This is a genomic window from Melioribacteraceae bacterium (genome assembly GCA_035362835.1).
GTDB lineage: Bacteria > Bacteroidota > Ignavibacteria > Ignavibacteriales > Melioribacteraceae > DSXH01.
The window spans coordinates 621,641-647,805 of sequence record DAOSDY010000002.1 but is presented as its reverse complement, the minus strand read 5'-3'; the positions used below and the strand labels follow the sequence as shown (position 1 = coordinate 647,805).

The following is a 26,165-nucleotide window of genomic DNA, read 5'->3' as shown; positions in this document are numbered from 1 at the left end:
TTCCGATTGTCCATAAATATTGACACTAATCGTGAAGATTAGGAGTGCCGGGTAGAATATTTTAATTAAATTCTTTGCCAATGATTTCAAAAAGCTCGAGTAGTCGATCGAGTTCATCATGTGAGTAAAATTCTATTATCAGTTCACCCGAACCATTTTTCTTTGCTCTACAATGTACTTTAGTACCGAGTATACCTTGAATCCGCTCTTCAAGATTTTTTTGTGAAAGCTTCGAGATTTCGGATTTACCGTTAACAGCTAATTTTTTCCTTTTCCCGTTCTGTTCTTCAGTCAGTTTTCTAACAATATCTTCAACTTTGCGGACCGACAAACTTTTCTTAATTATTTTATCTAGAATCTCAAGCTGAAGGATGTCGGTCGGGAGATTGATAAGTGCCCTTGCATGTCCCGTTGTAATCTCATCCTTTGCCAGACTGTTTTGAATCTTTTCCGGAAGCTTTAAGAGTCGAATAAAATTTGTAATAGTAGTCCGGTCTTTACCCACCTTAACTGCAATTTCTTCATGTGTAAGATTGCATTCATCCAGAAGTCTTTTATATGCAACAGCTATTTCGATCGGATTAAGTTTTTCTCTCTGAATATTCTCGATGAGTGAAAGAGCGAGCATCGCTTCTTTAGTCTCAACTTTTATAATATACGCCGGTATTTCCTTAATCCCTATATCTTTACAAGCCCTAAGTCTCCTCTCACCGGAAATCAGTTCATATCGGTTATGGTCAAGTCGTCTTACTGTTACAGGTTGGATTAGTCCGTTTTCGAGTATCGATTTTTTCAGTTCATCATGAGAATCCTGATCAAAATAGGTTCTGGGTTGATATGGATTCGGAGAAATAAACTCGACAGGGATTTTCGCCAGGATATCGTATGATTTACCATCATCCTTTTGAATTTCCTTACTGGAAATTGCAACAGGTGCATCTATTTTATCTTTAATCTGCGGATTTATTAGTGCGTCCAATCCCCTGCCTAAAGGTGATTTCATTTCTATTACCTCACTCTCTTTGGTTCAAGGTTGCTTCTTTTAAGTAGCTCGGAGGCAAGTGATATATAATTCTGAGCACCGACTGAACTTGCATCATATAAAATTACAGGTTTTGAGTAGCTGGGAGCTTCCGACAACCTGACATTTCTATGAATAACGGTGTTGTAGACTTTTTCCCCAAAATACTTTTTTACTTCATCAACAACCTGGTGCGATAAACGTAATCTTGTATCGAACATGGTTAACAATACCCCTTCAATGCTCAGATTTTCATTCAGATTTTTTTTGACGATATTGATAGTATTCAGCAACTGTCCCAGACCCTCTAGAGCAAAGTATTCGCATTGGACCGGTATTAGGACTGAATCCGCGCATGTAAGTGAATTAAGCGTTAGAAGTCCTAGTGACGGAGGGCAATCAATAAAAATAAAATCGTATTTATCCTCAATCGAATTAAGAGCCTTTTTGAGCAGATATTCTCTTGATTCCATTGAAACAAGTTCAACCTCTGCCCCAACAAGATTAATTGTTGAAGGAAGAATATCCAGAAAAGGCATATAGGAATTTACTATACAATCCTCCGCTTTTTCTAGACCTACAAGCACCTGGTAAACAGACTTCTCATTTTTTTCGATACCGATACCTGAAGTTGAATTAGCCTGCGGATCAATATCAATCAATAATGTTCTGTATTCTGCTGCAGCAACTGAAGCTGAGAGATTTATAGCGGTTGTAGTTTTACCGACTCCGCCTTTCTGATTTGCAATAACTATTTTTTTAGCCATATAAGTATATTTGTTTACAATTCAATTTCCTGGCCGAAATCCATTACAATACATTTCTTCCCCATACTCTCAACTTTTTGTTTGAATAATTTTGGATCTGAATTAATTACAGGGAAAGTATTGTAGTGCATCGGAATTGAGATTTTTGGATTAGCCAATTCAACTGCTTTCGCAGCATCTGTTATTCCCATCGTAAAATTATCACCGATAGGTAAAAGCATGTAATCTATTGATGTCATTTCACCTATAAGTTTCATATCATAGAACAATCCCGTATCTCCAGTATGATATATATTGATTCCTTCAATACTCAATATAACACCGGACGGTTCACCTCCGTAATGATTATCGGGCGTGAGTGATCCGTGATGAGCTATTGTGAATTTAATTTTCCCGAAATCAAAATTATAGCTGCCGCCAATATGCATATTATGTGCTTTAAAACCGTGAGACGCACAATAATTTGCCAGTTCATTTACGCAAATAAATGTCGGATCCGTTCTTTTAGCTATTTTAAATGCATCGCCTATATGGTCGCCATGAGCATGCGTAAGTATAATATAGTCTGCACTTACATCCGATGATTTAACCGGAGAAGTTGGATTATCATCAAGGAACGGATCGATTAAAATCCTTTTATTGTTATTCGTTGTAATCTGAAAGGCTGAATGTGAAAAATATCTTAGTTTCATTTTCATCCTCTATAGTCTGTTGTGAATTCCTAAACTGCTTGTCATAACAAATTAATTCTAAGTTTCAAAAATAAACTAAACTGCTGCAATAAATTTTTTTTATAGTTTAAAAATATCAGTGGTTATTAACTGAACTCTTCTTTAAATGATTAAGAATCCCCTTAAATCCTCTAACCTTAGTAACTCTTAGCCCGTTTCTGAGGTAATTGCGTAATGATTCTTTAGATAAACCTCTTTTTAACAGACCATTCTCTGCCACTGAAATACTTCCGGATTCTTCCGACACAATCACGCTAATAACATCGGCCTGTTCAGAAATTCCGAGGCCGGCCCTATGGCGCATTCCAAGAGTAATACCGTCCTTAGATGTTTCGCTTGAAAGCGGGAGTGTGCATCTTGCCGCTTCAATATTGTCATTCCTTATAATTACTGCACCATCATGAAGAGGCGACCTGGGGAAGAAGATAGCTCTTAAAAGGCTTTTCGTAACTTTAGAATTAATTGCCTCCCCTGTTTCCGCAACACCTTTTATTCCGACCGATTTTACAAGTACTATAAGAGCGCCATGCTGATGCTGTGCCAGTTCAAATGCAGCATCTGCAACAACGTCTGCTACATCACTCTCATCACCTTTCAAGAAAATCCGAACAATCGGACTCTTCCCTATCAGGACAAGCATTCTCCTGATTTCAGGTTGAAACAGAATAATAAATGCAATAACCCAGACTTCAGAAATTAATTTCAGCAACCAGCCGAGAGCTTTAAAATTTGCGGCCTGAGCAATAAATGAAAGAAAGAGAACGATTAACAGTCCGTAGAATATTTGAGCGGCAATAGTACCGGATATTACCGAATAGAGCTTGTAAAAAATGAAAGCAACAAGAAGTATATCGATCAGATCGAGAAACGTTACAGATAAGAATCCTATTTTAAACAGTTCAAACATTTATAAGGACTTCCGGATTATCAAGGTAATGATTTAATTTAACCGAATAATCTGCTCTTTTAACATCATGAGTTCTAATAATTTTAGCACCGTTTTTTATGGCGATAGTCTCTGCTGCAAGAGTAGGATTATCTCTTTCTTCAACACTTAGGTTAAACGATTTTCCTAAAAATGATTTTTTTGAGAGCCCAACCATTAATGGCGCACCTAAACCTTTAAATTCACTCAGTCTTTTTATCAGCTCATAATTATCCATCACCCGTTTACCGAATCCAATACCCGGATCAATTATGATATTGCTAATATGGTATTTCCGGACTTTTTCGATTTTCTCGAGCAAAAAATCATAGACTTCCGAGACAACATCATCATATTCCGGATTTGACTGCATGGTTTTAGGATTACCTTTCATATGCATAATTATAAATGATGCATCGTATTTTTTTACAATATTAAGCATATTAGGATCACTGGAACCTGCGCTTATATCATTTACAATTTTCACACCTCTTGAAAGTGCTTCAGATGCAACTATTGATTTCTGTGTATCGATTGAAACAATCGCATCTTTTTTATTTTTCAGGATTCCTTCAACAACCGGAATTACGCGTGATAGCTCAACATCAGCCTCAACCGGTTCGGAACCCGGCCTGGATGATTCACCGCCTACATCAAGAATAGAAGCCCCATCTTCCAACAGTCTGATTCCGTGTTCAACAGCGGCATCTGTACTAAGGTACTTTCCCCCATCCGAAAATGAATCGGGGGTAACATTAAGAATTCCCATCAGATAGGATCTGCTGAGGTCAATAGATTTATTTCCGATTCGAAGCTTACTGTTATCGTAGTCAGAAATGTTTTTTAGAGTTTTATTAATCTTAAAACCAACATCTTCATTTCCTAAGGCAATAATCTCTTTGGAAAGCTGCTTAAAAATCCCCAGAGAACCGAGAACCAGTAAATCAACATTCTGATTATTATTCTGATCGGTTGTATAGCAGATCTCCCGATTCGATAAAATAATTTTTTTAACTTTTTGAGAAAATTTGTAATTAATATCCCGTATTTCAAGTGCTGTCATATCTTTTTCATAGAGATCCCTGAAGATATTGTACTTGCTACTATATCTTTTAAAGACATTAGAATAGAATATATCGACAAGTTGAACTACCAAATGAGCACCTGATAATTTAACAGAGTATCTAACCCAGTAAATATTATAAAAATAGTTGAGGCAATTTACAATTTTTTTATGAAGTGAAGCAGGATTCAGACATAATTATTTATTAGCCAGATTCTTCAATTCCATTGTGGCAGCGGTAATATTATCCTTCCCGAAAATAGACCATCCGGCAACAAACACATCACATCCGGCGTCTGCAATAGTTTTAATATTTTCCGGATTAACTCCGCCGTCAATTTCGATAAGAAAATTATATCCCTTCTCATTCCTTATTGCTGCCAGATCCGAAATCTTCTTCAGTGAACCGGGTATAAACTTCTGTCCGCCAAATCCAGGATTGACTGACATAACAAGTACAAGATCAACAAATTCCAGTATTTCGCTAAGAGAGGAAACAGGTGTAGAAGGATTAATTGAAACACCGGCTTTGGCGCCAAGTTCTTTTATCCTGATTATTGTTCTATTAAGATGAACAACCTCCTCCTGATGAACTGTGATAAAGTTGCTTCCGGCGTCGATAAAATTTTTGATCAAAGGATCAGGATCTTTGATCATCAGGTGCGTATCGATCGGGAGTTTTGTTATTCTCCTTACCGCTTCTACTACAATTGGTCCGAACGTTAAATTGGGTACGAACTTGCCGTCCATTATATCGCAGTGAATCCAATCGGCCCCGCCGATTTCCGTATTTCTGATCTGCTGTGTTAAATTCGCGAAATCTGCCGATAAGACTGAAGGAGCTATTAATTTTGAGTTTTTCATGATCATTTATTCAAGGTGATTACAACATTTACACTGTCGCCTATTGATACCAGAGTACTTTCAGTCGGCTGCTGATCTACGACGGTATTCGGGAGCAAAGTTGTGGAATGAATATAAGTTCTCATTCCGATTTTCAGTGATACGCCTCTTAAAATATTTTCAGCTTCAATAAGTGATTTACCGAGTATATTAGGTACCCTTACCATTCCTATCTTGGGTCCAACGCTAACTTTAATCCAGACTTTTGTACCCATCGGAACTTCTTTCCCCTCCAGATATTGCTGTTCAACTATGAAGTCCGGCGGTAATTCCGATTCCACCTCTTCCACACTATCGAGAACAAGTCCCATTCTCTCCAGGTTGATCCTGGCATCTCTCACAGTTTTATTGATAAGAAATGGCATTTGGACCGTCTGAACTCCGCCGCTGACCGTCAGGTATATTCTCCGGTTTTCCTTAACTGTAGTATTTGCAAGAGGTTTCTGAAAAATAACTTCATTTTTCTTAAATCTTTCATCATACCTCGAAGTTTGAATTATCGGGTTCAAATTCAGATCGGTCAGAATTCCAATTGCTTCATCCTTATCTTTACCTATTACATCAGGTACTTTTAATTCCTCTGCACTAACATAATAAGGGAGAATAAAGTTATCTAGCAGAAGAAGAATAATAAGGATGCTGAGAATCAGAACTGCCGGAAATACAAAATATTTTCGAGGTATTTTTTTCATGCCTTAAATATATCAAACCATTGATTATTCTACAAAAATATTAAATCAAAAGAATGTATCTGCATAGCCTTTTGCCAATAGAATTTTTTTTGTTTAGTTTGTCTTTGAAACAAAATACAGTTTACCATGGGACAAATAATTTGCCTTTTTGAAGATAAAGAATACACCGGACTATTACCCCTGACTTATACCCGTCCGGTATATGACCTCAATTGTGGGATTCTATCTTTACGGGAAAAAGTGAAGATAAGATTTCCTAAATCAAAGATTGTGCTTCATTCAAGAGAATACCTAACTGCTGTAGTTAAAGAAAGGAACCCTGAGTTCAAGGTAAACGATTTAAGCGGTGATTCTATTTTATTCATCAACGGAAGACTCGTAATAAATAATACAATCGCAAAAATAATATCAAAGTTACCGGAAGATATTATTCTGCATAATGAAAACGGTGCTATCGCATTAAAGTTAAGTCGGAAGTATAATAACGGGGATCTGTTAGACGAGGAAGGTTTAGTTGATCTGAATAAGCTTGATTTTCTGCCTAAAGAAAATATCAGTGCCACTTTAATTAAATATCCATGGGAACTTATAAATCTCAACGGTTCTGAATTACAAAATGATTTTCATTTACTCACAGAAAAAAGAAAGCAACAAACAACAAATAATAAATTCACTGTTTTAAAAAACCGTAAACACATTTTTGCTCATAAGGACTCTGTAATTGATCCCTTTGTTGTACTGGACGCTTCGGATGGTCCTGTATATATCGGAAAGAATGTTCACATAATGCCGCACGTTTATGTGCAGGGTCCGGTATATATTGGTGATCATTCGATAATTAAGTCGAACGCAACGATCTATCACAATAGCAGTATCGGCAAAGTCTGTAAAGTTGGCGGAGAAGTTGAGAATTCAATTATCAATAGCTATTCGAATAAGCAGCACGATGGATTTCTTGGCCATTCATACCTCGGAAGCTGGATTAATTTAGGTGCCGGCACAAACAACAGCGACTTGAAAAATAATTACGGAATAATAGATCTCCATGTCAACGGGAAATCAGTTAGCAGCAGTTTGCAATTTGTTGGGCTAATTATGGGAGATCATTCGAAGACAGCAATCAATACGATGTTTAATACAGGGACTATTGTGGGAGTCTCATGCAATATATTCGGCACCGGATTCCCTCCAAGGTATATTCCATCTTTCACATGGGGCGGATCAGAATGGTTACGGACCTATAACTTATCCAAATCTAAAGAGGTCGCAGCGATTGTAATGAGCAGAAGAAATATCAACTTAACCGAAAGTGAATCGGCATTGCTGGATCGTGTATTCGAATTGACTTCCGCTGAAAGGAAAAGTTGATTCACACTTCCTTATATAACATTTGAGATGTATAAAAACTATCTTTACCTGCTTAGAGGAATTATTGAATTAAAGCCGATTCTAAAAAATTGCCGGTTAATGGAGGTATATACCCAGGAGAAGGACAAGCTATTTCTTTGTATCCTTAATGAAGAAAAAGAAATCTTTCATGTTATTTTATCCACAACACATAATAATTCCTTTTTTACAAAAAAGCATAATATTGCCAAAGCCAAAAAGAATACAAAAAATTTCTGGTCGGATTTTCTACCTGATCAGATTACAGGCATTTCAATAGCGGAATCCGACAGAGTCATTCGACTTGAACTTGGTTCTTCCAGACTTTATTTCCTAATAAGAGGTTCTAAATCTAACGTAATATTTTTGCGTGATGACAAGTATTCCCCATTCAAAAAAATATCCTCGACAGATCTCAATAACTTAGCGGATGAAATGAAGAATCTGAATTATATCGGTTCTTTTGAACAATTACAGAGCATTCTTAAAACAATGAACAAGAGTGAGATCTTAAATAAATACCGGTTTGTTGATAAATATATTTTGAATGAAAATGAGTTGAGGAGCAGAAATGGCGATACAAAACTAATCTCTATTTTTAAGGAAATTGTTTATGATTCAATAAGAATTGATTTCAATACAATAAAAAAAATAAAATCATTTAGACCAGTTGATTTTAAGTCAATCCCACAGTCCGAGGATCATCTGATTTTTGAAAGCTACTTTGATGCAATTAATAAATTCAATTCTATAAGCGGCGTGCAGGGAAATATCGCCGCCATCAAATCAGAAATTGATAAATACTTAAATCAGAGGATCGAAAAGATTGCCGGAAAAATAAACGACCTGAAAGCCCGTGTCGAGACAGGATCTAAAGAAGAAGAATATTCAAAAAAGGCCCATATTTTATTAAGTAATATTCATTTGCTTAAAAAAGGTATGAGGATTATTGAAGTAAATGAATTAGATGGCTTAACAAAAATTAATATAGCTCTCGATGAAAAATTATCACCCTCTCGAAATGTTGACAGACTCTTTGAGAAGTCCAAAAACGAAAGGATAAATTTTAAAAAGTCGATAGAGTTATATAAATCTACAGAACATGAATATTTCAATCTGATTTCTTTAAGAGACCGGCTCAAAAAGCAGATTTCAGTCGGAGAATTATTAGAAATCAAAAATAAACTTAAAATAAGAAGCAATATGAATTCTAAAACAGAAGAAGAAAAGATTAATTTCAGACATTTTCAAATTGACAATAAGTATGATATTTATGTAGGGAAGGATAGCAAAAACAACGACATGTTAACTACAAGATTTGCCAAACAGAATGATCTCTGGTTTCATGCCAGAAGTGTTCCCGGTTCACATGTCGTTCTACGTGTAAATAATACAAAAGAACCTGTACCCAAAAACATAATTAAAAAAGCTGCATCCGTTGCCGCTTTTTATAGTAAAGCTAAAACTTCCGGACTCGTTCCGGTTTCGTACACATTTAGAAAATATGTAACAAAGAAAAAGAATCTTGATCCGGGTCAGGTAATACTACTGCGAGAGGAAGTTGTTCTCGTACAACCCGAAATCCCGAAGGATGTTATACAGATTTCCGATTACCCGAATTAATCTTTGCTGCCCTGCCAGGTTTTCATACTGGTTGAGACTCCGAACAGAACCATAAATTTCTGAAATACGATGTCGGGCAATACTCCTCTGAAAATACCTACCAGCCTTAGAGTAACTGGTCTTCTTACAATAGTTTTTCTTTTTTTGATAGCACCGTAAACAATTGCCCTGGCAATAACTGAATGCGATTTTACCAGAGGGACAAGCATACTTCCGAGTATGTTGAGTTTAGCACCTGAGAACATACCGGTTTTTATGTAATAGGGATGAACCGAAGCAATATGGACTCCTTTTTTATTCGAATTCCAGGCTTCGAATCGCAAAGATTCTGTTAATCCATGCACTGCCCATTTTGTGGCGGAATACACAGAAAGGTCTGCAACACCGAGGATTGAAGATGCTGATGAAATATTAATTATATAACCGGAGTTTCTTTCCAGCATTTCCTTAAATACACTTCTGATTGTATAAACCAAAGATGTAAAATTCACGGCTATTGTTTTTTCCCATTCATCAACTGATCGATCAATAAGACTTCCGCCCTTCACATAACCCGCATTATTAATTAAAATATCTATACTACCCATGTCAAGCAATGCTCTATTTTTTAATTCCTCAACCTTAGATTTATCCGTAACATCACAGGTATAAGCAAAGACCTTACCGCCGTAAGTTTCGATTTCAGCTTTGGACTTTTGCAATTGATCGTGATTAATATCCCATATGGTAACTGAGGCTCCTTCTTTTGCCAATAATCTGGCAGTCTCAAAGCCAATCCCCATTGCCCCACCGGTAACGATGGCTCCTTTCCCTTTTAAGAACATTATTCACCTCATAATTCTTTTTGACGCAGACTATTATATTTGTAATTTAGAATAGATTTTTCGAAACTAAATTACTAAAGAGAGAACGATTTATCATCAAGTATTTATATGATAATTAAGGAAAAAGTCGAAAAAATTCTTATTATAAAATTACGTGGAATAGGCGACGTGGTTTTATCGACAATTGTGTTAGATAACCTCAGAGCCGATTTCCCCGATGCAAAAATTGATTACTTAACAGATTCTCCTTCTAAGCCCGGTCTCGAAGGACTTGAACAGATAAATTCTGTTATCGTATTTCCCAAAAAATTGTCCGGTAGAATAGGGCTCTTTTACGCTATCCGAAAAGCCGGTTATGACTTGATTCTTGATCTTTTCTCCAATCCAACAACGGCGCAATTATCAGCCCTAAGCGGAGCAAGATATAAGGCCGGTTTTCCTTATCAGGGACGGAAGTGGGCATATAACCTCTATGGACCTTCTGAAAGAGACCGATATCATTCTGCAGTACTGCATATTGAATTTTTAAAGTCAATAGGATTAGCTTATAATCGCAACAGTCTTTATTATTACATAAGTAATTCGGATATCTCTTTTGTAAATAGCTGGTTAGATAGTAATAGATTAAGTCATAAATCATATTTTGTTGTATCACCTTCCGGAGGTTGGCCCTCAAAGAAATGTCAACCCGAGAAATTTGCTGAAATAGCAAATGCGGTTCAAAAAAAGTACAGTCTTCCCGTATTAACGATTTGGGGTCCTGAAGATTTCCAGGATGCAAGTAAAATCTTTGAACTAATTAACGGGTCGAAATTTCTTGCTCCGGCCACAACCATCAGACAGATGGCTTCGTTTATTGCAAACGGGCTTTTTATGATAGCCAATGACAGCGGTCCGATGCATATATCAACTGCGGTTGGAACACCTGTTTTGAGTCTCCATGGGCCAACCAATCCATATCACCAGGGTCCTTATGGTGAAAAGCACGAGTGGATTAATCTAAGTGAACTTGACTGTATAACCTGTAATTTGCTCGAATGTCCAAGGAACCATGAGTGTTTTAGAGACCTACCATTAAATCGCGTATTAGAAAAAGTTGAGAACCTTGTAAATAAAAACAAACTGCTCGTATTGAATTGAAAAAACTTGAATTGATTTTCAGGCGTTTATTACTGAACCTTCTTCTGCTAATCAAAAAAAGACCGGATAAAACAGGGCCGTCGAATTTAAATAGCAATTCCAGAATTCTTTTTATAAGATTGAACAGAATTGGTGATGCACTGGTTTCTACTCCATTACTATATGAAGTAAAGAAAAACCTGAAGTGTCATGTTTCCGTTTTGGCCAGCAGGCATAATTATTTTATTTTTAATAATCCTTCACTTGCTGATGAAGTTATTATTTTTGATAAAAAAGTAAAAAGCATCTCATCACTTGTCCGGTTTATCAATGAAAAAGAATTTGACGCGATTATAGATCTTCACGATGATATTTCAACTACAGTTAGCTACATTATCGCATTTGCAAAGTGTAGAAATAAAATCGGATTATGTAAAGGAAATGAAAACCTTTATTCTCTTTGCGTTGAAAAGCCGGATCCGTCAAAACATCATGTAGTCGATAGAATAATGAAATTTACCGAAGCTTTCAATATTAATTCCGATTTAAGAAAGGTAAATATTATTTATAATCCGCTTCAGGATTCAGTGCATATTGCTGAAGAATTTATAAAAAAGCATTTTAAGGAGAATAATTTCCTGGTTGGTATAAATATTTCCGCCGGTAGCGACGCAAGATTCTGGGGAATTTCAAGATTTAAAGAGTTGATAAAAAAAATTAGCGAATATGGAATAAATATCGTCCTGCTTTGTCTCGAACGCGATTTGAAATCTGCGTGGGAGATTTCCGGCAGAGATATTCCTATTTTCTACAGGCCCAGGTTTGATGAATTTGCGGCAATGATTAAGAAACTTGACCTTTTGTTCACACCGGACACATCTATAGTACATTTAGCTTCGGCATTCCAGATTCCAATGTTCGGTTTATATGTTAAGTACAATACCAACGATCTAATCTGGCATCCCTATGGATCGCCTTTCGAAGCGATTATTACAGGAGAACCTAATTTAGAAAATGTATCTTTTGAAACAGTAAATGAAAAATTTATCCCATTTTTTGAGAAATACTTTTATGAGTTCAAATCCAAAACATCCTGAAGACCAAAAAATTTACAACTGTAAAAATTTTACAGGTTACAAACCTTGTTTCCCCGACCATAATTGCTGGGAACAGGGATGCAAAAACCATAATCCGGTCGGCACAAAGATTCTTATTATCAACCTTGATGCTATGGGAGATGTTCTAATGACAACAGCTCAGTTACCCGGTATAAAAAGAAAATATCCAGAATCTACAATCTACTGGGTAACATTAAAAAATGCTGTCGGCCTACTTCAGAATAACCCCTACATAGATAGAGTATTTCCATTCGAATATGAAACTGAGTTGGTTCTTAGTATGATGGAGTTTGACGTCATTATGAATGTCGATAAATCTCAAAGATCCTGCGCTCTATTAATGAAACTAAATGCTAAGGAAAAGCTCGGTTTCGGATTGAGTGAGAATCTTAAAATAATACCGTTGAATAAAGGGGCTTTTTATAATTACCAGCTCGGTATGGATGACAATCTCAAATTCAAAATCAATCAGAGAACCGGTCAGGATTACCTCGCAGAAACTTTTAATCTGGATTACAGATTGGATGATTATACTTTCAGGTTTACTGAAAGTGAAATTAGTTTTATTGAAGATTATAAAGTTGCTAACGGTATTAGTCCAGCAGATGAGATTATTGGATTTAATACCGGCTGCTCCCTCCTCTTCCCGAATAAAAAAATGACCATAGATCAGCATATTGCTCTGATTGAAAAGTTCCTCTCATTCTATCGTTATAAAGTAATGCTGCTCGGCGGACCGGAAGACGAAGAAAGAAATAGAATTATCGCATCCAACTTTCACGGAAAAGTTATTAATACTCCAACAAATGGAGGCGTTAGAAAAGGTGCCTGCTATGAGAGTATACCGCAGGTTATCATAACCGGGGATTCATTCGGCATGCATCTGGCAATCGCACTTAAAAAATACGTAATTGCATGGTTCGGGCTAAGTTGCTGGTCCGAAATAGAACTTTATGGAAGAGGCGTTAAATTATTTCCTGAAGACCTGTTTTGCGCTCCCTGCTGGAAAAAGGAATGCCCTTATAACCTGGAATGTATTCAAATGATCGACCTTGAAAAGATCGTATCTGAAACAGTAAAATACTTCGACGGAAAAGAGCTTGAACCGGCAAAGAAGTAAAATATTATTTTCAGAGGGTAAACACCACAAGCCGCTTGTATTAGATGGAGCATCCGGAACATATTTAGCACAAAAAGGTTTTCTCGCTCACCCTTATTTGTGGTATTCACATTTAAATTTGGATGATCCCAAATCTGTTAAAAACATGCATTCGGAATACATTAATGCTGGGGCCGGAATCATTACTACCAATACATTCAGAACAAATCCGGCGGCTTTTAAGAAATCCAATATCGGTGTAACAAATTACGAACTTGTAAATAGAAGTGTAAAAATCTCCGTTGAAGCAATTGGAGAAAAAAATATAATAATTGCCGGTTCGAACGCTCCTGCTGAAGACTGCTATCAGACTAACCGAACTATATCCCTCTTCGAACTTGAATACAACCATAAAAAACATATTGAGATGCTTTGGAATGCAGGATCTGACTTCATACTTAATGAAACGCAAAGTCACTGGGATGAAATTGAAATTATCTGCAAATTCTGCAGCGAAAATAATCTGCCTTATGTAGTATCCTTATATTTCAATGAGAACCTTAAAATACTGAGCGGAGAAGAGTTAGGAGAAATAATTAACTTTGTAATAAGTTATAATCCATTAGCCATTAGTTTTAATTGTGTAAGTCATCAAACTATCCGGAAGTTTCTTGTGCAAAAAAAAATTGAATTTCCAACAGGATTCTATTTGAATTGTGGATTAAGCCTCGTAGCAGAAAATATGATTTCTTACTGCATGGAACCTGAGACCTACGCAGAGACTGTTCGGAACATTATTGGTCCGGATACTGTATTTATTGGTTCGTGCTGCGGATCATCTCCCCTGCACACAGCAAAGTTAAAGGAGCTTATTGGTGAACTATATTGAAATAAAAGCCCCTGCAAAAATAAATATCGGCTTGAAAATTCTTAACAAGAGAAGCGACGGATATCATAACCTTTCGACCCTTTTCTATCCTCTTAATGATATATACGATAAACTGACATTCAGAAAATCTGATCATTTTGAATTCCATTGCTCAGACCCGTCCCTTCCATACGATGAGGGAAATCTTGTCGTAAAAGCTGTAAGGCTACTTGAGCAGAAATTCAAAAAAATAATGAATGTATTTATTGAATTGAACAAGAATATTCCTTCAGGTGGTGGACTTGGCGGTGGAAGTTCAGATGCAGCTGCTACTTTGTTATCGCTCAACGAGATGTTTAACCTCTCGTTAAAGTCCGAACAATTGATCGAATTATCTTTAATACTCGGCTCTGATGTTCCTTTCTTTATTAAATCCAAACCTGCTATCGGTACTTCGCGGGGTGAAATACTTGAGCAGATTGATCTGGAAATTGAAGAATTTATACTTGTTGTCAATCCAGGAATAAATATTTCTACAAAAGAAGCATTTAAGAATATCTCACCGGATAATACCGGGATTAACTTTAATAATTTTATAAAAAACAGTAAACCGGATTATGAATTAATGAAGTTATTAGCTACAAACGATTTTGAATCTTATGTGTTTACCAGGCATCCTGAAATAGGCCGGATTAAAGAAGAATTGTACAATTGCGGAGCCGTATTTGCATTACTTTCCGGGAGCGGGTCTTCGGTTTATGGAATTTTTAAAACCGAAACAGAGGCCTTAAATGCAGTTAATGTTCTGCCTAAAAATTATTTTTGTCGCGTAAATATTCCTGATTATTAACTTCGAAAATGTCGTATTCATTCGGTTTAAAATGATAAGGTAAATTGATTTCGAATGTCGTCCCGGGATTGTTTTCCGTACCGATTCTTGAAGGACTAATTACGCTGATAGTCCCTCCGAACATTTCGACGATCTCTTTAACAATTGCCAGCCCCATTCCTGTTCCTTCATGTTTTGATTTATCTACATTGGTTGCCCTGTAAAATTGATTAAATATCCGGGGTTGTGATTCTTTTGGTATTCCAATCCCATTATCACTGAATGCAATCATAAAACGGTTTTCACTTTCATAAATCACTATTTCTATAATGCCATTCTGATTTACATATTTCACTGCATTTGAGAGTAAATTAGATAGGGCCAATTCCAACAGAACCGAATCTGATTTGATCTTTTTATTAACCTCTCTTTTATCTATTAAATTAAGTGTGATCGATTTGGACTTGATAGTTTCAAGCTGTTTATCTATTAATGATTCCATTAGGTTTTTTGCATCAATATCTTCTGTGGTACGGACATCAAGAATTTTCAGTTTAGAAATCCTTAATAAATCATTCAACAGTGAGATTGTTTCTTCCGTCCGTTGCTTAGCCCTGAACAATTTGCGTTCTACTTCAGAATCCACCGGTCCAACATATTTTTGAATTACAAGATCAAGTATTGAATATGTTGCGGCAACCGGAGTTTTAATCTCGTGAACCACCCCGATGAGGTATTTCTGTTTTGCTATTTCCGATTCGTTTAATTTTTCGAGTGTTGTTCTAAGCTGCTGTTCCCTTTTATATAATTGTTTGCTGATTTTATTAGCAATGTAAACGCTAACAAATAACATGAAAGAGAAAACTATGATGAATAGGATATCGTAAATCAGAGTTTGTGGACGCACATTAGTATATAACCCGTGAATAAAATGCCGGCCGACCATATCATATCTCTGAAACATTGCGAGTAGACCGAAAGATGCACTTACCAGTCCGGCAGCAAGATAAACTATTTTACCTGGCAGAATCAGACTGCCGATAATCATATGAAAAATGAAGAATAGGTGAAGTGGTGACTCAATAAGACCGGTATAATAGACAACATACATTAGCGCAATCAGATCGAGACCCATCTGAATGATTGAAAGGTGAAGACAGTTGAAACTACCAGCTTCACATCCAATAAATCTCCGTGTGTAATGGATTGTTACATTGTAGACAAGAATTACGAATGAGATTGCAAGCGTAGCAATTATTTGTGAGCTTGTAAGCTGAAAGTTTGCAAGCAACTCGCCTAATACAACAAACGCAACCAGCATTACAACTGCGAAATATCTGAGACGGATAAACCAGAGGTTTCGAATTCTTATTGCACGCCAGAATTCTCCGTAGTGATGTGCCCAGTCGGGGATGAGAGAAATCATGATCACTCTTCAATTATGAATAAACTGATCAAATCTTTCTAAATGCAAAATAGACAATAGGAATAACAAAGTAAATTTCAGAGCCGCCCTGGGACGGCCCTGAAAAATTAACTCAAGCAATATAACGTCCACGTTTTACATAATGAGTATGAAGCAGTTCATGCGATAAGTGCGAACATGGCCCTTCAGTCAGAAATTCCTTGTAGATTTTCACTACATGCGGATTATCATGAGATTTTCTCAATTCAAGCGATTCATCCTCGGCATAAATAGCTTTAGCACGTAATGATCTTATCTCCGGAGTAGTTGGAATTGGTTGACCGCCGCCTCCCAGACATCCTCCGGGGCAGGCCATGAACTCAATGAAATGGCATTCAGAGAACTTACCGCCTGCTTTTATATCGTCCATAATTTTCTTTGCATTGGCTGTACCGTGAGCAACTGCAACTTTAAGAGTAGCTCCTTTCAGCCAGTCCCAATCCGGCACAAGTGATTTTAGCAGTTCGGGTACCGGACCAACGACGTTACCAACAGGAATTTCCATATACTTAATTCCATCAAATCCGCGGAGAGGTATAATGTTTGCTTTCTCAAAAACATCTTCTGCTTTCTTACCAAGTACAAATTCAACAACCGATCTAATGGCTGCTTCCATAACACCGCCTGTTGCACCGAATATAAGTCCCGCTCCGGATGCCTCGCCAAAAGGTGAATCGAAATCGCTTTTAGGCATTTCCGGAAGGTTTATTCCGGCTTCTTTAATCATTCTGGCCATTTCACGCGTTGTAAGACCGTAATCAACATCCTTGTAGCCGCTATCATTCATTTCCGGACGGTTGCATTCGAATTTCTTTGCAGAGCAAGGCATAACGGCAACAGAAACAATATCGGCCGGATCGATACCTGCCTTCTGTGCATAGAATGTTTTAATCAGTGCACCGAACATCTGTTGCGGCGATTTAGCCGAACTGAGATTATCCAGATATTCTGGATAATAATGCTCAATAAATTTGACCCAACCCGGCGAGCATGAAGTAAACTGCGGCAGAGCGACTTGTTCCTTCTTAACAAGCGCTTTATATAATCTCAGAATCAGTTCAGTACCTTCCTCTATAATCGTCAGATCGGCTGTAAAATTGGTATCGAACACTTTATTAAAACCGATTCTTCTTAAAGCTGTATTTAACTCGCGCGTCATCGAATGTCCGGCGCCAAGACCGAACTCTTCGCCAATGGCAGCCCGGGGTGATGGAGCGGTTTGTATAACTACATGCTTTTTAGGATCATCGATAGCAGCCCAGATTTCATCCGAAGGATCGTTCGCACGTAAGGCTGCAGTGGGACATCTGTTGATACACTGACCGCAATTGATACAAATTACATCGGCAAGAGGTTTTTCCAGAAAAGTTCCGATATGAGTTTTATCGCCTCTTTCAACCGCTTCGAGAACGCCTACTTCCTGTAAATCGATACAGGTTCTAACACACCGCTTACAAAGAATACATTTACTCATATCCCGGATTACCGAATATGATGAATTGTCAATCTCATATTTCGGTTCTTCTACATGTCCGAAAGTATAATGATCGATTCCGTATTCTTTAGCTAAGGACTGAAGTTCGCAGTTTCCGTTTCTAAAACAGGAATAACACTCACCATAATGTTCGCTCAACAGCAGGTCTATAACATGTTTTCTTGCTTTTCTAACCATCGGTGTAGAAGTTTTAATTTTGATAGGTGCGGTAATTGGGAATGCGCAGGAAGCCTGGAGCGTTCTCATTCCCTCAACTTCAACAACGCAAACACGGCAGACACCTGCAACACAAAGGTCTTCATGATGACACAATGTAGGTATGGTAATTCCTGCCTGTTTACAAGCATCAAGAATTGTTGTGCCCAACGGAACAGAGATTTTCTTTTCATTTATTTCAACAGTAATCATTCCTCCGATAGCCGAAGTATCTTTCGGTTTTTCGATTGTATGAGGAGTTTGACTAACCGGTGCTCTAAAATCACCTTTACTTTCCATTTGCACCTCCATTTCCGTTAAATATTTCGTCTTTGAAGTTTTCGAGAATTGATAGAAATGCGTTCGGGCTCGATTGTCCTAAACCGCATTTTGAAGCAACCTGCATTGTTTTACCGAGTTCTTTCAACTGATTGATATATCCGAAACGATATTCCCCTTTTTCGATCATTTCAATTCCTTCAAGGAGTTTAACATTTCCTATTCTGCACGGAGTACACTGACCGCATGATTCCTCAACAAAAAATTCCATAAAGTTTTTAACAACATGAAGCATATTCCTCGAATCATTAAATATCATTATCGAGCCGCCTGTTGAAACATCTTCATATGCAAGAGTTCTGTCGAACTGCGATTTTGGTATACACACTCCCGATGCGCCTCCAACCTGAACTGCTTTAGTGTTTTTTGCACCTACGAGAGAGAGTAACTCCGATATTTTAGTGCCCCATTGCAATTCATAAACTCCGGGTTTTTCACAATCCCCCGAAACTGAGAACAATTTAGAACCGGATGATTTATCCGTCCCGTGTTTTCTAAACCACTCTCCTCCTTTTGTAACAATGTGTGGAATAGAAGCAAGAGTCTCAACGTTATTTACAACTGTAGGCTTTCCCATGAATCCGGTATTTACCGGATAAGGAGGGCGGTTGCGTGCTTCGCCCCTGTTTCCTTCAAGAGATTCAATAAGAGCAGTTTCTTCACCGCATACGTATGCACCCGAACCAAGACGTATCTGGATGTCAAAATCAAATCCTGCTTTATTCAATATGTTTTTACCTAAGAGATTATCCTTTCTCATTACTTCGAGATAGTCTTCAAGTGATTTCAACATATACTCATACTCACCTCTCAAATAAACAATACCCTTGGTAGCACCGATTGTATATCCAGCAATCACCATACCTTCGAATACCAGTTCCGGATATTCAAGCAGGAGGACCCGATCTTTAAATGTGCCCGGTTCACCTTCATCCGCATTACAAATGATATACTTCTGATCCGCAAGTGCTGCTGCAACAATCGTCCATTTTGTAGCCGTCGGAAAACCCGCGCCGCCTCTGCCTTTAAGTTTAGAGTCGCGCAATTCAAAGAGAACGTCCTCCCTTGAGAGACTGAGAATTTTCTTAACGGCTTCGCCGCGGATATATTTTGAAAATATCACTTCACCTTTTCTTTTTTTCTTTTCCATTGCCGGCCTCACTTCAACTCATTAAGAATCTGAACAGCTTTTTCCGGAGTAAGCTTGTAATAGACCCGTTCGTTAACGATCATGGCCGGACCCTGATCGCACATACCGACACAATTTGCATATTCAAGTGTGAACTTAAAGTCCTTTGTAGTCTCACCGAATTTAATTCCGAGTTCGCGTTCTATTGCAGCGGCAACCATTTTTTTACCCTGCAAATCGCAAGATATTGTCTGACAGAGTCTTACAATATATTTCCCTTTAGGAACAGTATTGAGGAACGAATAAAAGGAGATGACACTAAAGACTTCCACCGGATGAATATCGAGGAGTCGAGCAACTTCCTGCTGCGCAAAATCGGGAATATGTTTGTGCTTTCTCTGAATATCCTGAAGAATCGGTATAAGAGACGAGCGATCCTTTCCGTATTTTTCAACGAGCTGTTCGATTTCGTCTGTCATAGCATTTTTTTCTAATACGAGCATCTTACTTCACCTCCTTTTTCTTCAGAAGGTTTTCAACTTTCTGAACGAGTTCTTCGGGTGATATCGGTTTTTCCACAAAATCGTCAACCGGTACAATCTCGCTTTTTCCGAAATCAAGTCCGATTGCTTTCGAAACCGAAGTGTACATAAGTATTGGAGTTTTAATCCCTTCCTTGCGGAATTTTTGAGCCAGATAAAATCCGTCGTCCGGTTCATCCATCATCACATCAAGAATTATGAGAGCCGGCTTTTTCGATTTCACTATTTTGTAACCATCGGTTGGATTACCGGCAGTTATAACATCGTGACCTTTCGATTTTAACACCAGAGAACTCGCGTCAAGGATATCGGGATCATCATCAATAATAGCAATTAGTGCCATATACTTCTCCTCTTTGTTAAGTTAGATTTATAGGTAAATTAATTGTGAATGTTGATCCTTTTCCATATTCCGATTCGATCTCTATAAGTCCGAAGTACGAATCGACTATCCTCTTTACAATGCTAAGGCCTAATCCTGTTCCGCTTATTCCTCGTGTTCTCTCATTCTTGGCCCTGTAGAATTCAGTAAACAATTTTTTCTTTTCCTCCTGTTTCATACCGATCCCGGTATCTTTGACTTTAAGAATAACATAACCACCTGAAGAAGTAAGACAAACCTCTATCTTCCCTTTATCCTTATTGTATTTAACTGCATTACTGATCAGGTTAGTAACAATCCTTGCAATTTCATTCGAATCGGCTTTGATCATTGGAAGATCAGAATCCGCTTCGTATTTTATATTCAACTCTCTGCGAGATATTTCCAGTTCCAGCATTTGCAGAGTTGAACTTACAACATCAGCAATATTTACTTCAGTAATCTCACGCTCTTTGGTTTTAAGTTCCATCTTTGATATATCGAGCAGATCATTTACAAGATCTGTTAAACTTTTCAGTCGGCTGTTAGACCGGTTCAAATAATCAAGTTCTTTTTCTGGAGTAAGTTGGATTGACCTGTCGAGTATGATATTGATAAATCCGCGAACAGCAGCAAGTGGTGTTTTCAACTCGTGAGCAACCATCGATACAAACTGATTTTTAATTATTTCAATCCGTTTGTATTCTGTTATGTTACTTAGGACAACAACAACACCGGCAAGGCTTCCGTCAGGGTGAGGAATTGGAGTACATGCTGCCTCTATAAAAAGATCACCGCCCTCTTTTTGAAAATACTCTGTAGTGTAACTTTTTATTAAAAATTTTTCTGAAGCAAATATTTTTTTAACAATATCGACTATCTGTACCGGAAGTTTACTGATTATATTTCCGCCGATATTCAGATTGGACAGGTTAAGCATTTTGAGAGCGGAATAATTATGGTAAACAACGTCCCCGTTTACATTGATTACAATTACACCTTCACTAATCGATTTAATTATTGCATTAAGTCTCGATTTCTCTGAAGCCAGTTCAAGAAGGTTTTGTTCTCTTTCTCTTTCATGGCGTTCGACGTCCAGAATCAGTTTACGCTGTTTAATTCCCTGTTCAACCTGATAGATCAGTTCCTCGGGAGAAAAGGGTTTCTGGATATACCCGAATGCCCCGAGACGGGTCGACTGAATTGCAGTGTCGTAACTTGCGAATGCTGTAGCGATAAAACAGACTGTATTAGGATGAATTTGTTTAATTTCCTTAAGTACATCCAATCCGTCAATGTCAGGCATTTTTAAGTCGATTATTGCAACATCAAAGTCCGCACCTATTCCAAGCTTTAATCCTTCTGTACCGTTTTCAGCTGCAGACACAAGATATCCTTCTTCTTCGAGAAGTCTCTGCGTACCGAGCCGTAGACCTTTTTCGTCATCGACTATTAAAATATTTCCTTTATTCTGGTCCATTAAATGAAGGTCAGTTATTATTTTTTTTAATAAACAAAATTTTCCAGTTTGGAGATCAACTCATCAACAACAACAGGTTTATTCAAAATGCCGTCGCATTTAATCCATTCTTTTTCTTCTTTACTAGAAGTGCTGAATTTGAAACCGGTTTCATAGGTAGCTGAAGTGAGCATAAAAACAGGTATTTGTTTGCCATGATCTGTTTTTTTCATTTTATAGCAGAGGATAAATCCTGAGTCCATCTGTTCCATAATTAAATCAACAATAGCTGCATCGGGTTTTTCCTGCTGGAATAATTTGAATCCTTCTTCTGCAGATTCGGCTGTAATAACATTAAAACCTTTTATCTCGAGCAGAATTTTGTTCTGTTCAAGCAAATCCAAATCATCGTCCACCAGCAAGATTTTTTTTACTTTTTCTGTAATCATAACTATTCCATTAGTTCATAATTGGGTTTATAAAACTTAATTTAGCCGGGAGAGAGATAATAAATACAGTACCCATACCTTCCGTACTGCTCACCTTAATATCCCCTTTATGCATTTTTATAATTCCGTAGGAAATTGCCAATCCAAGCCCTGTTCCCTTTCCCATTTTTTTTGTTGTAAAAAATGGAGTGAATACTTTCCCTATATTCTCACTCGGGATTCCGCATCCCGAGTCGATAACCTCTATAAATAGGTTCTCTTCGTTCCGGTTAATGTTAATGGTAACTTTTTTATTGGAAGAATTTTCTAAAGCCTCGCAGGCATTTGTAATTATGTTTATGAATACCTGTTTTAACTGGTCAGAGTCCCCGTAAATTTCATTCTGCCCGATCTGGTTATTTACTTCAATTAAAACTTCTCTGAATTCAGGATTAATTCTAACCTGTTTTGTTATGTTTGAAATTATTTCAGAGATATTAACAGGTCCGAGACGAAGTTTACCCTGTCTGGCAAAATTCAGAAGATTGGAAACAATATTTTTGCATCTGTTAGCTTCATCAATAATTAATTTCAGATCCTCTCTGCTTTGAGGATCGTTATCGAACTTCTCAATTTTCCGGCGAAGCATTGAAGCATAGAGCATAATAGAACCGAGCGGATTATTAATTTCATGAGCAACACCAGCCGCGAGCTGGCCGATTGATGCAAGTTTTTCGGCACTGTGAAGCTGCTCCTGGGTATCTTTTAATTCCTTATAAGCGGATTCCAGCTTATCAATAAGGAACGGAAGGCACATATCGTCTTCGGCCAGATCTTTCGCAATTGCAACTGCGTATTCGCGGCAAGTAGGATAGCCGCAGGATCCGCAATTCAATTCGTCGGATTTGGAATATTTATTAGTCCTGGATAAGATACTTCTAATTTCCTCATCGGACGGCATCGGTTTTCTCTGGTTCTTATCATGAAAATCCCGTCTAAGATTAAGATCGCGGCTGTTGTATAAAGTACTTTTCCATTCGTGTTTATCAAATGAATTGATATTACTATTGATAAAATTGATAACCGTTTCTCTTCTCGAGTAGAAATTAAGATCCGAATCGACAGCAGGACCGCTAATACAACCTTCGCAGAATAAAATATCCACAAACTTCGATTTAATTTTTTTATCCGCAATTTCCTGGATTATTTCTTCGACCCGTTCTTTCCCTTCAACAACAATTATTTCCTTTTCCAGAATATCGCCGGATATATTGGCGGTTTTCAAGAGTCCGCCTGTAAGTGGGAATGATTTTCCCATAAAAGCATGAGGAGGATCAAGTTCGGTTTCCTCGAGAGTTTCAAGTTCCACTTTCTGGTATTCAAATATTTCTTTTAGTTCGGTAAATGTAAGAACCGCATCAACCGCATCGCTTACAGAGCTTTCCTTATATTCACTTTTCTTTGCTACGCATGGGCCAATAAAAACTACTTTTACATCTTTACCGAAATTCTTTTTAAGGTATCTTCCCATGGCAACCATAGGTGAAACAACTCTCGCAACATTCGGGATTATATCTACAAAATATTTTTCTATCCAGTTGAAAACCGCTGGACAAGCACTGCTTATGATAGTTTCACCTGAGTTGTTTTCAGAATACTCGCTATAATATTTACTTATTAGATCCGCACCGAATGCGGCTTCCGTAACCATTTTAAATCCGATCTTTCTTAGTGCCGAAGCAATTTTATAATAGTTATTCGGGAATGAAGCCGGGAATGAAGGTGCAAGCATTGCAATTGCATTACCGGTCGGCAGTATCTGATCAACAACAACCTCTATGTCGCTAAATATCTGTTTCGCATTCTGAGAACAGACCTTTACACAATGTCCGCAGCTTATACATCTTTCTTCAATCACAACGGCCTGGCCGTTAATTACCCTGATAGCCCTGGCCGGACACTCTCTAATACAGGAGTAGCACCTTTTACATCTCTGAGCAATAGTTGTAACAATTCCGTGCAACATACAGACCGTTCTTCCTTTAGGAACTAAACTTCTTCCAGAACCTTTTTTCTGTTAACATATTTAGTATGAAGAATTTCGTGAGCCGCATGACCGTTCGGTTCGCCCAGAAATTCCTTATATAATTTTTTAACCGATTCATTTTCGTGAGATCTTCTGTTTTTCATCTTTGTATCGATATCATAAAGTGCCTGGACACGCTTCTTAATTTTTTCGGGTTTCTGATGAATCGGCTGACCGCCTCCGTTTATGCATCCGCCGGGACATGCCATTACCTCAATAAAATGGTATTTCGATTCGCCTTTCTCTATCTGGTCGAGAACCGGTTTAACGTTGCCTATTCCGTTCACAACAGCAACATTAATTTGAAGTCCGTTGATGGTTACCGAACTCTCTTTGATACCTGAGTTGCCTCTTATATCAGTAAGTTCAAGTTTCTTCAGTTCTGTGCCGGTAAGCTTGCTATAGGCAGTTCTAAGAGCTGCTTCCATAACTCCGCCGCTTGTACCGAAAATTGCTGCGGCGCCTGTAGATTCACCAAGAGGATTATCGAATTCCTCTTCAGGTAATTCATCAAAATCAATTCCCGCCATTTTAAATAAACGTACCAATTCTCTGGTTGTAAGAACCGCATCCACATCGGGAAGATGTTCTTCGGTAAGTTCGGGCCGGTTCGATTCGTACTTTTTGACCGTACAGGGCATAATGGAAACGACATAAATATTTTCCGGTTTCAATCCCATCTTTTTTGCATAGTAGGTTTTAAGAATTGCTCCTTCCATTTCATGAGGAGATTTACAAGTTGAAACATGTTCCAGCAATTCGGGGCGGTTCTGCTCAATATACTTCACCCATCCCGGGCAGCAGCTAGTAAACATAGGTAAAGAACCGTTGTCGGAAATTCTGGATATGAGCTCTGTCGCTTCTTCCATAATTGTTAAATCAGCTGCAAAATTAGTATCGAATACTTTCTTGAAACCGAGCCTTTTTAAACCGCTTATCAGCTGTCCGGTAACATTTGCACCCAGTGGCATATTATACTCTTCACCAAGAGTAGCTCTTACGGCAGGAGCTATCTGAGCGATAGTAAATATTGTTTTATCGTTCAATACATTCATTACTTCTTTCGAATGACTCTTCTCTCTCAAAGCCGCGGTAGGACAAACAAGAATACATTGCCCGCAAAGGATACAATCGCTAACATTTAGTCCTTTGTTAAAAGGTGTAGTAACATTGCTTATGAAACCTCTGTTTGTAAAATCGATAGCTCCGATTTTCTGAACCTCATTGCAGGTTCTAACACATCTGCCGCAGAGTATACATTTAGCAGGGTCCCTTTCCATAGATGCACTTGAAATATCTATTGCATGATCCTTCCTAACACCTGTGTACCTGTGTTCCCGGATCGAATATTTCTCGGATAGGTCCTGTAATTCGCAATTCTTGTTTCTTACGCATATAAGGCAATCCTGCGGGTGATTTTCAACAAGCAGTTCGATGATAGTTTTTCTGGCAATTCTGACGCGCGGTGAATTTGTCTGAACCTTAATCCCTTTTCCGACGGGATAGGCACAGCTCGGGATCAATCCTCTCATTCCATCAACTTCAACAACGCAGATTCGGCACGCTCCGGTGGGGAACATATCTTTCATATGACATAGCGTAGGTATATGAATTCCGACAGATTTAGCAGCATCAAGGATAGTCATTCCTTCTTCGGCATTAACCTTTATATCATTTATTAACAACTCTACCATTCTA

The 26,165-nt window shown here is 37.8% G+C and carries 24 protein-coding genes; 7 read left to right on the top strand and 17 right to left on the bottom strand.

Translation table 11 applies throughout. The features are described 5' to 3' along the window. Positions 1 to 61 precede the first annotated feature (61 nt). The 7 genes from PLZ15_10070 to PLZ15_10040 all read right to left on the bottom strand — a co-directional run bounded on the left by PLZ15_10070 (position 62) and on the right by PLZ15_10040 (position 6,102). Entirely contained in the window at positions 62 to 1,003 is a 942-nt protein-coding gene (locus PLZ15_10070; protein ID HOI30090.1) for a ParB/RepB/Spo0J family partition protein, read from the bottom strand. A gap of 5 nt (positions 1,004 to 1,008) precedes the next feature. Then, entirely contained in the window at positions 1,009 to 1,788 is a 780-nt protein-coding gene (locus tag PLZ15_10065; GenBank protein ID HOI30089.1) for an AAA family ATPase, read from the bottom strand. Positions 1,789 to 1,802: 14 nt separating this feature from the next. Next, positions 1,803 to 2,480, bottom strand: coding sequence for a metal-dependent hydrolase (locus tag PLZ15_10060; protein ID HOI30088.1), 678 nt, complete (start codon positions 2,478 to 2,480; stop codon positions 1,803 to 1,805). A 115-nt stretch (positions 2,481 to 2,595) separates the two neighbouring features. After that, the gene (gene cdaA, locus PLZ15_10055) at positions 2,596 to 3,426 is read right to left on the bottom strand and encodes a diadenylate cyclase CdaA (GenBank protein HOI30087.1); all 831 of its coding nucleotides are present in this window, start codon (positions 3,424 to 3,426) and stop codon (positions 2,596 to 2,598) included. Further along, positions 3,419 to 4,600, bottom strand: coding sequence for a dihydropteroate synthase (gene folP / locus PLZ15_10050; GenBank protein ID HOI30086.1), 1,182 nt, complete (start codon positions 4,598 to 4,600; stop codon positions 3,419 to 3,421). Before folP ends, cdaA begins: the two co-directional genes overlap by 8 nt. Positions 4,601 to 4,705: 105 nt before the next feature. Further along, entirely contained in the window at positions 4,706 to 5,371 is a 666-nt protein-coding gene (rpe, locus tag PLZ15_10045) for a ribulose-phosphate 3-epimerase (protein ID HOI30085.1), read from the bottom strand. 2 nt (positions 5,372 to 5,373) lie between these two features. After that, a complete protein-coding gene (locus tag PLZ15_10040; GenBank protein ID HOI30084.1) occupies positions 5,374 to 6,102 on the bottom strand; it encodes a PASTA domain-containing protein in 729 nt (242 codons plus the stop codon). Between the two features lie 126 nt (positions 6,103 to 6,228). Between PLZ15_10040 and PLZ15_10035 the strand changes: the two genes are divergently transcribed. Together PLZ15_10035 and PLZ15_10030 are read left to right on the top strand one after the other, a co-directional pair. After that, the gene (locus PLZ15_10035) at positions 6,229 to 7,470 is read left to right on the top strand and encodes a GlmU family protein (GenBank protein ID HOI30083.1); all 1,242 of its coding nucleotides are present in this window, start codon (positions 6,229 to 6,231) and stop codon (positions 7,468 to 7,470) included. A gap of 99 nt (positions 7,471 to 7,569) precedes the next feature. Next, positions 7,570 to 9,111, top strand: a complete 1,542-nt coding sequence (locus tag PLZ15_10030; protein ID HOI30082.1) for an NFACT RNA binding domain-containing protein — start codon at positions 7,570 to 7,572, stop codon at positions 9,109 to 9,111. Here the strand turns inward: PLZ15_10030 and PLZ15_10025 are convergent. Continuing rightward, complete coding sequence (locus PLZ15_10025) at positions 9,108 to 9,935, bottom strand: SDR family NAD(P)-dependent oxidoreductase (GenBank protein HOI30081.1); 828 nt, start codon at positions 9,933 to 9,935, stop codon at positions 9,108 to 9,110. The genes PLZ15_10030 and PLZ15_10025 overlap by 4 nt on opposite strands. A 108-nt stretch (positions 9,936 to 10,043) precedes the next feature. Between PLZ15_10025 and PLZ15_10020 the strand changes: the two genes are divergently transcribed. The 5 genes from PLZ15_10020 (at position 10,044) to ispE (ending at position 14,989) form a co-directional block, all read left to right on the top strand. Continuing rightward, positions 10,044 to 11,075 (top strand): glycosyltransferase family 9 protein, encoded by a 1,032-nt coding sequence (locus PLZ15_10020; protein ID HOI30080.1) that lies wholly within the window; start codon positions 10,044 to 10,046, stop codon positions 11,073 to 11,075. Between the two features lie 119 nt (positions 11,076 to 11,194). Further along, positions 11,195 to 12,151 (top strand): glycosyltransferase family 9 protein, encoded by a 957-nt coding sequence (locus tag PLZ15_10015; GenBank protein ID HOI30079.1) that lies wholly within the window; start codon positions 11,195 to 11,197, stop codon positions 12,149 to 12,151. Beyond that, positions 12,126 to 13,292: a glycosyltransferase family 9 protein gene (locus PLZ15_10010; GenBank protein HOI30078.1), complete on the top strand. Its 1,167-nt coding sequence runs from the start codon at positions 12,126 to 12,128 to the stop codon at positions 13,290 to 13,292. The genes PLZ15_10015 and PLZ15_10010 overlap by 26 nt, the downstream gene beginning before the upstream one ends. Beyond that, positions 13,273 to 14,160 (top strand): homocysteine S-methyltransferase family protein, encoded by an 888-nt coding sequence (locus PLZ15_10005; GenBank protein HOI30077.1) that lies wholly within the window; start codon positions 13,273 to 13,275, stop codon positions 14,158 to 14,160. The genes PLZ15_10010 and PLZ15_10005 overlap by 20 nt, the downstream gene beginning before the upstream one ends. After that, positions 14,147 to 14,989: a 4-(cytidine 5'-diphospho)-2-C-methyl-D-erythritol kinase gene (gene ispE, locus PLZ15_10000; GenBank protein HOI30076.1), complete on the top strand. Its 843-nt coding sequence runs from the start codon at positions 14,147 to 14,149 to the stop codon at positions 14,987 to 14,989. Before PLZ15_10005 ends, ispE begins: the two co-directional genes overlap by 14 nt. Here the strand turns inward: ispE and PLZ15_09995 are convergent. From PLZ15_09995 to PLZ15_09955, 9 genes are all read right to left on the bottom strand, one after another. Continuing rightward, positions 14,949 to 16,394 carry a HAMP domain-containing sensor histidine kinase gene (locus tag PLZ15_09995; GenBank protein HOI30075.1) on the bottom strand — a complete coding sequence of 482 codons (1,446 nt, stop codon included), beginning with the start codon at positions 16,392 to 16,394 and terminating at the stop codon, positions 14,949 to 14,951. The two genes, ispE and PLZ15_09995, sit on opposite strands and share 41 nt — an antisense overlap. A 112-nt stretch (positions 16,395 to 16,506) precedes the next feature. Then, positions 16,507 to 18,423, bottom strand: a complete 1,917-nt coding sequence (locus tag PLZ15_09990; protein ID HOI30074.1) for an NADH-dependent [FeFe] hydrogenase, group A6 — start codon at positions 18,421 to 18,423, stop codon at positions 16,507 to 16,509. Further along, positions 18,413 to 19,612 carry an NADH-ubiquinone oxidoreductase-F iron-sulfur binding region domain-containing protein gene (locus PLZ15_09985; GenBank protein HOI30073.1) on the bottom strand — a complete coding sequence of 400 codons (1,200 nt, stop codon included), beginning with the start codon at positions 19,610 to 19,612 and terminating at the stop codon, positions 18,413 to 18,415. Before PLZ15_09985 ends, PLZ15_09990 begins: the two co-directional genes overlap by 11 nt. An 8-nt stretch (positions 19,613 to 19,620) precedes the next feature. Then, positions 19,621 to 20,094 carry an NADH-quinone oxidoreductase subunit NuoE gene (gene nuoE, locus PLZ15_09980; GenBank protein ID HOI30072.1) on the bottom strand — a complete coding sequence of 158 codons (474 nt, stop codon included), beginning with the start codon at positions 20,092 to 20,094 and terminating at the stop codon, positions 19,621 to 19,623. 1 nt (position 20,095) lies between these two features. Further along, positions 20,096 to 20,476: a response regulator gene (locus PLZ15_09975; protein ID HOI30071.1), complete on the bottom strand. Its 381-nt coding sequence runs from the start codon at positions 20,474 to 20,476 to the stop codon at positions 20,096 to 20,098. Between the two features lie 16 nt (positions 20,477 to 20,492). After that, positions 20,493 to 21,974, bottom strand: coding sequence for an ATP-binding protein (locus PLZ15_09970; GenBank protein HOI30070.1), 1,482 nt, complete (start codon positions 21,972 to 21,974; stop codon positions 20,493 to 20,495). Between the two features lie 26 nt (positions 21,975 to 22,000). Continuing rightward, entirely contained in the window at positions 22,001 to 22,402 is a 402-nt protein-coding gene (locus PLZ15_09965) for a response regulator (protein ID HOI30069.1), read from the bottom strand. Between the two features lie 10 nt (positions 22,403 to 22,412). Beyond that, positions 22,413 to 24,407: a [Fe-Fe] hydrogenase large subunit C-terminal domain-containing protein gene (locus tag PLZ15_09960; protein ID HOI30068.1), complete on the bottom strand. Its 1,995-nt coding sequence runs from the start codon at positions 24,405 to 24,407 to the stop codon at positions 22,413 to 22,415. A 23-nt stretch (positions 24,408 to 24,430) separates the two neighbouring features. Continuing rightward, positions 24,431 to 26,161 (bottom strand): NADH-dependent [FeFe] hydrogenase, group A6, encoded by a 1,731-nt coding sequence (locus PLZ15_09955; protein ID HOI30067.1) that lies wholly within the window; start codon positions 26,159 to 26,161, stop codon positions 24,431 to 24,433. Positions 26,162 to 26,165: the final 4 nt, after the last annotated feature.

What these genes read in the sequence shown, in the direction of transcription:
- PLZ15_10030 (HOI30082.1), top strand. Translation starts at nt 7,570, where the DNA reads ATGGAGGTATATACCCAGGAGAAGGACAAGCTATTTCTTTGTATCCTT.
- PLZ15_09960 (HOI30068.1), bottom strand. Translation starts at nt 24,407, where the DNA reads ATGTTGCACGGAATTGTTACAACTATTGCTCAGAGATGTAAAAGGTGC.
- PLZ15_09955 (HOI30067.1), bottom strand. Translation starts at nt 26,161, where the DNA reads ATGGTAGAGTTGTTAATAAATGATATAAAGGTTAATGCCGAAGAAGGA.
- PLZ15_09990 (HOI30074.1), bottom strand. Translation starts at nt 18,423, where the DNA reads ATGGAAAGTAAAGGTGATTTTAGAGCACCGGTTAGTCAAACTCCTCAT.
- PLZ15_09975 (HOI30071.1), bottom strand. Translation starts at nt 20,476, where the DNA reads ATGGCACTAATTGCTATTATTGATGATGATCCCGATATCCTTGACGCG.
- PLZ15_10070 (HOI30090.1), bottom strand. Translation starts at nt 1,003, where the DNA reads ATGAAATCACCTTTAGGCAGGGGATTGGACGCACTAATAAATCCGCAG.
- PLZ15_09970 (HOI30070.1), bottom strand. Translation starts at nt 21,974, where the DNA reads ATGGACCAGAATAAAGGAAATATTTTAATAGTCGATGACGAAAAAGGT.
- PLZ15_10035 (HOI30083.1), top strand. Translation starts at nt 6,229, where the DNA reads ATGGGACAAATAATTTGCCTTTTTGAAGATAAAGAATACACCGGACTA.
- PLZ15_09985 (HOI30073.1), bottom strand. Translation starts at nt 19,612, where the DNA reads ATGGAAAAGAAAAAAAGAAAAGGTGAAGTGATATTTTCAAAATATATC.
- PLZ15_09965 (HOI30069.1), bottom strand. Translation starts at nt 22,402, where the DNA reads ATGATTACAGAAAAAGTAAAAAAAATCTTGCTGGTGGACGATGATTTG.
- PLZ15_10065 (HOI30089.1), bottom strand. Translation starts at nt 1,788, where the DNA reads ATGGCTAAAAAAATAGTTATTGCAAATCAGAAAGGCGGAGTCGGTAAA.
- PLZ15_10025 (HOI30081.1), bottom strand. Translation starts at nt 9,935, where the DNA reads ATGTTCTTAAAAGGGAAAGGAGCCATCGTTACCGGTGGGGCAATGGGG.
- PLZ15_10060 (HOI30088.1), bottom strand. Translation starts at nt 2,480, where the DNA reads ATGAAACTAAGATATTTTTCACATTCAGCCTTTCAGATTACAACGAAT.
- PLZ15_10020 (HOI30080.1), top strand. Translation starts at nt 10,044, where the DNA reads ATGATAATTAAGGAAAAAGTCGAAAAAATTCTTATTATAAAATTACGT.
- rpe (HOI30085.1), bottom strand. Translation starts at nt 5,371, where the DNA reads ATGAAAAACTCAAAATTAATAGCTCCTTCAGTCTTATCGGCAGATTTC.
- nuoE (HOI30072.1), bottom strand. Translation starts at nt 20,094, where the DNA reads ATGCTCGTATTAGAAAAAAATGCTATGACAGACGAAATCGAACAGCTC.
- PLZ15_10010 (HOI30078.1), top strand. Translation starts at nt 12,126, where the DNA reads ATGAGTTCAAATCCAAAACATCCTGAAGACCAAAAAATTTACAACTGT.
- PLZ15_10040 (HOI30084.1), bottom strand. Translation starts at nt 6,102, where the DNA reads ATGAAAAAAATACCTCGAAAATATTTTGTATTTCCGGCAGTTCTGATT.
- cdaA (HOI30087.1), bottom strand. Translation starts at nt 3,426, where the DNA reads ATGTTTGAACTGTTTAAAATAGGATTCTTATCTGTAACGTTTCTCGAT.
- PLZ15_09995 (HOI30075.1), bottom strand. Translation starts at nt 16,394, where the DNA reads ATGATTTCTCTCATCCCCGACTGGGCACATCACTACGGAGAATTCTGG.